The 8,854-nt window shown below is 69.6% G+C and carries 9 protein-coding genes; 4 read left to right on the top strand and 5 right to left on the bottom strand.

All coding sequences use genetic code 11. From position 1 onward, the window contains the following. Window positions 1–2,038: Rne/Rng family ribonuclease (locus AC1DYN_RS30415; RefSeq protein WP_477966169.1), on the bottom strand; the 2,038-nt coding region annotated here is incomplete at its 3' end. Between the two features lie 638 nt (window positions 2,039–2,676). Here AC1DYN_RS30415 and AC1DYN_RS30410 point away from each other — a divergent pair. From AC1DYN_RS30410 to AC1DYN_RS30395, 4 genes are read left to right on the top strand one after another with little or no spacing between them, the layout of a single operon-like run. Beyond that, window positions 2,677–3,729 carry an RluA family pseudouridine synthase gene (locus AC1DYN_RS30410; protein WP_477966167.1) on the top strand — a complete coding sequence of 351 codons (1,053 nt, stop codon included), beginning with the start codon at window positions 2,677–2,679 and terminating at the stop codon, window positions 3,727–3,729. After that, window positions 3,726–4,388 (top strand): HAD family hydrolase, encoded by a 663-nt coding sequence (locus AC1DYN_RS30405; protein WP_477966165.1) that lies wholly within the window; start codon window positions 3,726–3,728, stop codon window positions 4,386–4,388. The genes AC1DYN_RS30410 and AC1DYN_RS30405 overlap by 4 nt, the downstream gene beginning before the upstream one ends. Beyond that, window positions 4,381–4,794, top strand: a complete 414-nt coding sequence (locus AC1DYN_RS30400) for a Rieske (2Fe-2S) protein (RefSeq protein WP_477966163.1) — start codon at window positions 4,381–4,383, stop codon at window positions 4,792–4,794. The genes AC1DYN_RS30405 and AC1DYN_RS30400 overlap by 8 nt, the downstream gene beginning before the upstream one ends. A 30-nt stretch (window positions 4,795–4,824) precedes the next feature. Continuing rightward, window positions 4,825–5,826: a S49 family peptidase gene (locus AC1DYN_RS30395; protein WP_477966161.1), complete on the top strand. Its 1,002-nt coding sequence runs from the start codon at window positions 4,825–4,827 to the stop codon at window positions 5,824–5,826. Between the two features lie 57 nt (window positions 5,827–5,883). Here AC1DYN_RS30395 and ureG read toward each other — a convergent pair whose 3' ends face one another. From ureG to AC1DYN_RS30375, 4 genes are all read right to left on the bottom strand, one after another. Then, window positions 5,884–6,528, bottom strand: a complete 645-nt coding sequence (gene ureG / locus AC1DYN_RS30390) for an urease accessory protein UreG (RefSeq protein ID WP_477966159.1) — start codon at window positions 6,526–6,528, stop codon at window positions 5,884–5,886. 31 nt (window positions 6,529–6,559) lie between these two features. After that, window positions 6,560–6,847, bottom strand: a complete 288-nt coding sequence (locus AC1DYN_RS30385) for a hypothetical protein (protein ID WP_477966157.1) — start codon at window positions 6,845–6,847, stop codon at window positions 6,560–6,562. 28 nt (window positions 6,848–6,875) lie between these two features. Beyond that, complete coding sequence (locus tag AC1DYN_RS30380) at window positions 6,876–7,766, bottom strand: dioxygenase family protein (RefSeq protein ID WP_477966155.1); 891 nt, start codon at window positions 7,764–7,766, stop codon at window positions 6,876–6,878. A gap of 89 nt (window positions 7,767–7,855) precedes the next feature. Then, window positions 7,856–8,854: ATP-binding protein (locus tag AC1DYN_RS30375; RefSeq protein ID WP_477966153.1), on the bottom strand; the 999-nt coding region annotated here is incomplete at its 5' end.

The raw sequence follows: 8,854 nt of genomic DNA, 5'->3' as shown, positions 1-8,854 counted from the left end.
CGCCACGGTCCGTGCGTTCGCCGCGTTCCGGCCGGTCGCCGCGGCCTTCCGGACGGCCCTCGGCGCGGGCTTCGCCACGGCCTTCGCCGCGCGCGCCTTCGCCGCGGCCCTCGCCACGGCCTTCGCCGCGACCGCGATCCCCGCCACGCTCGCCGCGGCGTCCATCGCGCTTGCCGTCGCGCTCGCCACGGCCGTTGCCGCGGCCACCGCGATCACCCCGTTCGCCACGGCCTTCGCGCTTCGCGCCGGCCTCGGCCGTCGCTGCCGCAGGCGCCTTGACGACCGGTGCCGCTTCCGGCTCGGCCGCGCCGAACAGGCGCTTGACCCAGCCGAAGAAGCCGMCGCCGGCCGGCTGCGCCGCCGCCACCGGCGCGGGTGCCGGGGCCACTGCGACCGGCGCGGGCGCCGGCTCGGGCTTGGGCGGCGTGATCGGTGCCGGCGTCTCCGGCAGGATGCCCTTGATCACCGGCTCCTGCTTGGCCTTGGCCTTCTCGCGGCGCGTGATGCCGACCTCGTCGTCCGGCTCCTCGATCATCGAGTAGCTGACCTGCAGGTTCTCCAGGCGCGGGTCGTCGTGGCGCAGGCGCTCGAGCTTGTAGTTCGGCGTGTCCAGGTGCTTGTTCGGCACCAGCAGCACGGTGATGCGCTGCTTCAGTTCGATCTTGGTGATCTCGGTGCGCTTCTCGTTCAGCAGGAACGAGGTCACTTCCACCGGCACCTGCACGTGCACGGCGGCGGTGTTCTCCTTCATCGACTCTTCCTGCACCATGCGCAGGATCTGCAGCGCGCTGGATTCGGTGTCGCGGATGTGGCCGGTGCCGTTGCAGCGCGGGCAGGTGATGTGGCTGCCTTCGGACAGCGCCGGGCGCAGGCGCTGGCGGCTCAGTTCGAGCAGGCCGAACTTGCTGATCGAACTGAACTGCACGCGGGCGCGGTCCTGGCGCAGCGCATCGCGCAGCCGGGTCTCGACCTCGCGGCGGTTCTTCGACTCTTCCATGTCGATGAAGTCGACGACGATCAGGCCGCCCAGGTCGCGCAGCCGCATCTGGCGCGCGATCTCGTCGGCGGCTTCGAGGTTGGTGCGGGTCGCGGTTTCCTCGATGTCGCTGCCGCGGGTGGCGCGCGCCGAGTTCACGTCGACCGAGACCAGCGCCTCGGTGTGGTCGATCACGATCGCGCCGCCCGACGGCAGGTTCACGGTGCGCGAGAACGCGGTCTCGATCTGGTGCTCGATCTGGAAGCGCGAGAACAGCGGGGCGTCGTCGCGGTAGCGCTTCACACGTGCGGCCGATTCCGGCATCACGTGGTTCATGAACTGCATCGCCTGGTCGTAGATGTCGTCGGTGTCGATCAGGATCTCGCCGACATCGGACGTGAAGTAGTCGCGGATCGCGCGGATCACCAGCGACGACTCCTGGTAGATCAGGAACGCGCCCTTGCCGCCCTGCGACGCGCCGTCGATGGCGGTCCACAGCTTGAGCATGTAGTTCAGGTCCCACTGCAGCTCGGCGGCGCTGCGGCCGATGCCGGCGGTGCGGGCGATCAGGCTCATGCCCTTCGGGTATTCGAGCTGGTCGAGGTTCTCCTTCAGCTCCTCGCGCTCCTCACCCTCGATGCGGCGGCTCACGCCACCGCCGCGCGGGTTGTTCGGCATCAGCACCAGGTAGCGGCCGGCCAGCGAGACGAAGGTGGTGAGGGCGGCGCCCTTGTTTCCACGCTCTTCCTTCTCGACCTGCACCAGCAACTGGTCGCCTTCGCGGATGGCGTCCTGGATGCGCGCGTTGCGCACGTCGGTGCCTTCGCGGAAGTAGTTCTTCGAGATTTCCTTGAACGGCAGGAAGCCGTGGCGGTCTTCGCCGTAGTCGACGAAGCAGGCCTCGAGCGAGGGCTCGACGCGGGTCACGACGGCCTTGTAGATGTTGCCCTTGCGTTGCTCGCGGCCTTCGATCTCGGTCTCGAAGTCCAGCAGCTTCTGGCCATCGACGATGGCCAGGCGGCGCTCTTCGGGCTGCGTCGCGTTGATCAGCATGCGTTTCATGTGCGCTCCTTCGCCGCCACCGCGCGTGTGATGTGCGCGAGTGGCAGCCACTCAACATGCCGCCTCTGAAACTTCAGGGGCGACTCATCGATGCACGAGAAACGTGGATGAACCGGAAGGAATCGCCCTGGACTGCGTTGACGCGGGATCGATCAGTGGATCGGCCGGCCAGGCAGCGTTGGCGCATGCGAGACAGTGGGCGCTGCGGGCCGCGAGGCCAGCGTTCGGGGCCACACCACGGCACGGCCGGCCAGCGCAAACCCGACGGCATGAAGCCGGGGTACGGCGCGCAAGGCACACGGAGGGCAGTGGGGGGTGGGGGCCGGGAACAACATCCGCATTGACTACTGGACGCGGGCAGGAGGCCGAAGGTGCACCGGCGGATCGCGGGTAAGCGAAGACCGGGCTTCGATGTCTCCTGCCTCGGGAAACCTTTTTGACAGGGGTTCGTTCTTTGTTTCTCTGCCATGCCGGGCTGCGCGCCGCACCGTCACGTGGGGACGGTGCCCGCCGCGGGCCGGGCATGTTGCATCACCTGTTGGCCGGATCCTTGACCCGACCGCCACCRTTGCCGCGAGTACCGCTGAACGTCTGCGACGTTAAACTCAGAAAAATCAAACACTTACGACAACAACGTGGTGCAACGCATTATAGGGGCCAAAGCAGGGCGGCCGGCAAGCACCGCGGTGAAGACCCCGGTGGCGCCTGCCGTGCAGCTGGTCGAGGTCGATGAAGGCTCCGAAGGCCAGCGGCTGGACAACTTCCTGATCAAGCTGCTGAAGGGCGTGCCCAAGACCCACGTCTACCGGGTGATCCGCTCCGGCGAGGTGCGCGTCAACAAGGGCCGGGCCGCCGCCGACACCCGCCTGGCGATCGGCGACCAGGTGCGCGTGCCGCCGGTGCGCATGGCCGACCCGGGGTCGGCCCCGGCCGCGCCGGCGCGCGAGTTTCCGATCGTCTACGAGGACGAGCACCTGCTCGCGATCGACAAGCCGGCCGGCGTCGCGGTGCACGGCGGCAGCGGCGTCAGCTCGGGCGTGATCGAGCAACTGCGCCAGGCGCGGCCGACGGCGCGCTTCCTGGAGCTGGTGCACCGGCTCGACAAGGAGACCTCCGGGCTGCTGCTGATCGCGAAGAAGCGCTCGGCGCTGACGGCGCTGCAGGAGCAGTTCCGCAGCCGCGAGACCGGCAAGACCTATGCGGCGCTGGTGGTCGGCGCCTGGCCGGCGTCGCGCAAGGTCATCGACGTGGCGCTGCACAAGTTCCTGACCGGCGAGGGCGAACGCCGCGTGCGCGCCGTCCTTCGACAAGCTCAGGATGATCGGGCCCTTCGACAGGCTCAGGGTGATCAGGAAATCGAGGGCCGCCGCTCGATCACGCTGGTGCGCATCGCGAAGGCCTATGCCGCCTTCACGCTGCTCGACGTGACGATCAAGACCGGCCGCACGCACCAGATCCGCGTCCACCTGGCCCACGAGGGCCACCCGATCGCCGGCGACGAGAAGTACGGCGACTTCGCGGTCAACAAGGCGCTGGCGCGCGGCGAGGCCGTGCCGGGTGCGCGCTTCGACCGCATGTTCCTGCATGCGCGCCGGCTGCGCTTCGAGCACCCCGCCAGCGGCGAGGCCATCGAACTGGAAGCCGGCTTGCCGGCAGAATGCAGCTCATTCCTCGAGGCCTTGCCGTCATGACCCGCCCCCGCCAGTTCGACCTGATCGCCTTCGATTGGGACGGCACGCTGTTCGATTCGACGATGCTGATCGCGCGCTGCATCCAGGCCGCCTGCGCCGACGTCGGCACCCCGGTGCCGAGCGACCAGGACGCGAGCTACGTGATCGGCCTCGGCCTGATCGAGGCGCTGCAGCACGCAGCCCCCGGGCTGCCGCGCGAGCAGTACCCGGCGCTGGCCGACCGCTACCGCCACCACTACTTCGCCCGCCAGCACGAGATCGTGCTGTTCCCCGGCACGCTGGACATGCTGAAGGCGCTGAAGGCGCGCAACCACTGGGTGGCAGTGGCGACCGGCAAGTCGCGCCGCGGGCTCGACGAGGCGCTGCGCACCGCCGACCTGGGCAGCCACTTCGATGCCACCCGCACCGCCGACGAGACCGCCTCCAAGCCGGACCCGCTCATGCTGGTCGAGCTGATGAACGAGTTCGGCGTCGCGCCGGAGCGCACGCTGATGATCGGCGACACCACCCACGACCTGCAGATGGCGGCCAACGCCGGCGTGGCCAGCATCGGTGTCAGCTACGGCGCGCACCGGCACGAGGCCTTCGAGAGCTTCGCGCCGCGTTTCGTCGCGCATTCGGTGCCCGAGCTGGGCGACTGGCTGGCGCGCCATGGCTGAGTTCTTGCCGGGCTCGCCTTTGCCGGTGCCTCCCGCCCTGCCGCGGCAGCATTTGTGCGCCGCCGGCCAGCTGGCCGAGAAGGGCAACGCGCTGGTGTTCGACGTGCTGCAATACCGCGAGCCGGTGCGGGCCTTCGCGCTGCGCTTCGACGGGCGTGTCGTCGCCTACCTGAACCGCTGCGCGCACGTGCCGGCCGAGATGGATTGGCAGCCCGGCGAGTTCCTCGACAGCGGCCGCGAGTTCATCCTGTGCTCGATCCATGGTGCCGCCTACGACCCGCTCAACGGCCGCTGCGTCGCCGGCCCCTGTGGCCGAGGGCGCCTGACGGAATTGCGCGTGGAAGAAGATGCGGGCGAGGTCTATTGGTATCCTTCCCGCGACATCCAACCCGCCTTCCCCGACTGATGACGTGACGAAGGCCGCCGAAAGCCCCGAATGAATCCGCCCGACGAGTTTCCCTCGCCCGCTCCTGCTCCTGCCCCCGTGCCCGCCCCGGCACCGGTCGTGTCCGCCAAGCCTTCGCTGGAAGAGACCGTCGAGTCGCTGGCCACCGCGTTCTTCAAGGACCGCCGCAGCGATCGCCGCTGGCGCCTGTTCTTCCGCTGGGCCTGGCTGGTGCTGTTCGCGCTGGGCTTCTGGTCGCTGCTGAGCGCGCGCAACCATGCTGCCGCGCCGAGCGGCCCGCACACCGCGCTGATCGAGGTGCGCGGCGAGATCGCCTCCGACACCGAGGCGAGCGCCGAGATCCTGGTCGGCGCGCTGAAGAATGCGTTCGAGGACGAAGGCGCGCAGGCGGTGGTGCTGCGCATCAACTCGCCCGGCGGCAGCCCGGTGCAGGCCGGCATCATCAACGACGAGATCCGCCGGCTGAAGGCCAAGCACCAGAAGAAGGTGTACGCGGTGGTCGAGGAGACCTGCGCGTCGGGGGCGTACTACATCGCGGTCGCGGCCGACGAGATCTATGCCGACAAGGCCTCGATCGTCGGCTCGATCGGCGTGCTGATGGACGGTTTCGGCTTCACCGGCACGATGGAGAAGCTCGGCGTCGAGCGCCGCCTGCTGACGGCCGGCGAGAACAAGGGCATCGGCGACCCGTTCTCGCCGATGAGCGAGAAGCAGCGCGCCTACACGCAGGCGATGCTGAACCAGATCCACCAGCAGTTCATCGGCGTCGTCAAGGAAGGCCGCGGCGCGCGGCTGAAAGTCGGCCCCGACACCTTCAGCGGGTTGTTCTGGAATGGCCAGCAGGCGCTGGAGATGGGCCTGATCGACCACCTGGGCAACCTCGACATGGTGGCGCGCGACGTCATCAAGGCCGAGGAAGTGATCGACTACACGCCGCGCGACAACGTGGCCGAGCGGCTGGCCAAGCGTTTCGGCGCGTCGATCGGCGCCGGGGCGGTGAAGGCCCTGCAGAGCACGTTGTCGATGCGCTGACCGTAGCCCGGATGGCAATCCGGGGTTTGTCGGACGCATCCCGGATGGCCATCCGGGCTACAAGAGCATCCCGCGCTTCTCGATGAATGAGACCACGTCGTCCAGGCCGGCGCGGGTCTTCAAATTGCTCATCACGTAAGGCCGATTCGGCCGCATGCGCTTCGTGTCGGCCTCCATCACCGCGAGGTCGGCGCCGACGTGCGGCGCGAGGTCGGTCTTGTTGATCACGAACAGGTCGCTCTTCGTGATGCCGGGCCCGCCCTTGCGCGGGATCTTCTCGCCGGCCGCGACGTCGATCACGTAGATCGTCAGGTCGCTCAGCTCGGGGCTGAAGGTGGCGGCCAGGTTGTCGCCGCCGGATTCGATGAAGACGATGTCGGCATCCGGGAACTTGCCCAGCATGCGGTCGACCGCCTCCAGGTTGATCGACGCATCCTCGCGGATCGCGGTGTGCGGGCAGCCGCCGGTCTCGACGCCCATGATGCGTTCGGCCTCCAGCGCGCCGGCCACCGTCAGCAGGCGCTGGTCTTCCTTGGTGTAGATGTCGTTCGTGACGACCACCAGGTCGTAGCGTGCGCGCATCGTCTTGCACAGCATCTCGACCAGCGTGGTCTTGCCGGAACCGACCGGGCCGCCGACGCCGACCCGCAGCGGCGGCAGCTTCTTGGTGCGGTGGGGAATGGTGTGCAGTGCGGTGCTCATGGCACCGAGTGTAGTGCGCGCGCCGCGGGCCTCAGGGCTTCGCCGGCGGCTGGCCTCCCCCGGGCGGGCCGCCGGCCGGGCGCAGCGCCAGCACGTCGCCGAGCTTCTGGCAGGTGCCGGTGAGGGTCTCGCCGTTGCGGCCGGTGAAGCTGGCCGTGGCGCCCTCGGCCTTGCCTTTGCACGCGGCGATCGCCTCGGGCGGCGGTGCCGGCGGCTTGCCCCCCGGCGGCGGGCCGTTGTCGGCCGCGCTGGCCGCGAGCGGGATCGCGAGCAGCAGAGCCGCGCCGGCGCCAAACAGGGAACGGATCGATGCAATCATGCTGTGCCCTTCGTCAATGAAAAAACGCTCAGGCCGCGATGCCGACGGTCAGCTCGGCCGCATAGCCGGCGGCCACGCTGCCGCTCAGCGTGACCATCTGCAGCGAGGTGCCGTCGCTGAACACGTTGTCGGTCGAGAAGCTGATCTGGCTCAGGTTGGTCACGCTCGCGCTGTAGCCGCTGGCCGTGCTGTAGACGGTGCTGCAGTCGGCGGTCGGGAAGGCCATCTGCGAGGTCTTGATCTTGTTCGTCGACGAGGTCGCCGTCGCGAGGCTGCGGTAGACCTCGAAGTGGATGTGCGGCATGCGGCCCGAATAGCAGGCCGGGAACACGGTGGTGAAACTCACCTGGCCGTTGCTGTCGGTCTCCTGCACGCCCCGCAGGTAGTTCAGGTCGGTGACGCCGCTGGAGTACATCGAGTACTTGCCGTCGCGGTCGCAGTGCCACAGGTAGATCGCGTAGCCCGACAGGTCGGCGCAGCTCGAACCGGTGTCGACCAAGGTCAGGGTGATGGTCAGCGGCACGCCGGCCGCGGTGCCCAGGCTGGCCGGGATGCACGGGCGGATGTCGCTGCGCACGATGCCGCTGAGCGTCAGCACGTTGGCGATGCTGCCGTTCGAGGTGTTGGAGCCGTCGCCCGGGTACGGGCCGGCGGTCTCTTCGGGGATCACCGAGCAGCTGGTGGTGCCGGTGCTGCCGGAGCCGGAGGAGCTGCCCGAGCCCGACGAACTGCTGGAGCTGGTGGTGTCGCTGCTGCTGCCCCCGCCGCCACAACCCAGCAGGGTCAGTGCGCCGGCTCCGGCCCCGACGCCGGCCGCCAGCCAGGCCAGCGCGCGGCGGCGCTGCATCACCTGCAGGTCGTGCTGCAGGCCGAGGTCGTGCTCATGGGGTTCGTCATGGAGGGTGTTGCGTTCGTACATGGCGGGTCGTGGGCCGTGGCTGTGGAATGCCCATGCTCGGCGCCCGCTGTGTCGGCAATGTCGATGCTTTGTTTCAGCACCGACACGGTTCACGGCAAGTGTTTCTGCGGCAGCAGCAGCCGTGCGCGCAGGCCGCCCCCGGGCCGGTTCGACAGCGACAGGCTGCCGCCGTGCCGCTCGGCCAGGTCGCGCGCGATGTACAGGCCGAGCCCACTGCCGCCCGTTTCGCGGCTGCGCGAGGTGTCGACGCGGTAGAACGGCCGGAACACCGTCTCGAGCTGCGCCTCGGGGATGCCGGGGCCGCGGTCGTCGATGCACAGCGCCAGCTGCTGCGCCTCGACGCGCAGGCTCACGTCGGCCGTGCCGGCATGGCGCAACGCGTTGCCGACCAGGTTGCCGAGGATGCGCTTGAGCGCCTCGGTCTGGCCCATCACGACCGCCTCGGCGCCGGGCGTTTCGTCGGCGAAGCGCACCGCCAGGCCCTGTTCCACCAGGTCGTCCACCTGCGACTGCAGCAGCGCGCGCAGGTCGACCTGCTGGCGTGCGGCCGGCGCATGCTGGTCGCGCATCATCGACAGCACGTTGCCGATCAGCGCGTCCATCTCCTGCAGGTCGTCGATGCAGCGCTCGGTCTGCGGGCCGGCGTCCATGGTCTCCAGCCGCAGGCGCAGCCGGGCCAGCGGCGTGCGCAGGTCGTGCGAGATGGCGGCCATCAGCAGGCCCTGCGCGTCGAACTGCTCGTGCAGCCGGCCGGCCATCGCGTTGAACACCTGGGCGGCCTGGCGCACCTCGCGCGTGCCGGCATGTTCGTCCAGCTGCGGTGCCGGCCGGCGTTGCGCCAGCGCCTGGCCGAGCGCGCGCGATGCGTCGGCCAGCCGGCGCATCGGCTGCGACAGCCATTGCGCACCCCACCACGCGGCCCCGCCGATCACCAGGAAGCGCACCAGGTAGTCCAGCCACAGCGAGCCGGCGGGCAGCGTGCCGCCGGGCTGGCCGCGCTGTTGGCCGCGCTCTTGGCCGGGTGGTTGCTGGCCGGGCTGCTGGCCAGGAGGCCCGCCCTCGCGCGGCGGCTCGCCGGGCGGCGGGCC

This window comes from Rhizobacter sp. P2_D12 (assembly GCF_056404395.1).
Note: the sequence above shows the minus strand (reverse complement) of the source record. Positions and strands in the feature narration are given on the sequence as shown.

Excerpts from the sequence above, each read along its gene's own strand:
- AC1DYN_RS30405 (WP_477966165.1), top strand. The coding sequence starts at position 3,726 with ATGACCCGCCCCCGCCAGTTCGACCTGATCGCCTTCGATTGGGACGGC.
- AC1DYN_RS30400 (WP_477966163.1), top strand. The coding sequence starts at position 4,381 with ATGGCTGAGTTCTTGCCGGGCTCGCCTTTGCCGGTGCCTCCCGCCCTG.
- AC1DYN_RS30395 (WP_477966161.1), top strand. The coding sequence starts at position 4,825 with ATGAATCCGCCCGACGAGTTTCCCTCGCCCGCTCCTGCTCCTGCCCCC.
- ureG (WP_477966159.1), bottom strand. The coding sequence starts at position 6,528 with ATGAGCACCGCACTGCACACCATTCCCCACCGCACCAAGAAGCTGCCG.
- AC1DYN_RS30385 (WP_477966157.1), bottom strand. The coding sequence starts at position 6,847 with ATGATTGCATCGATCCGTTCCCTGTTTGGCGCCGGCGCGGCTCTGCTG.
- AC1DYN_RS30380 (WP_477966155.1), bottom strand. The coding sequence starts at position 7,766 with ATGTACGAACGCAACACCCTCCATGACGAACCCCATGAGCACGACCTC.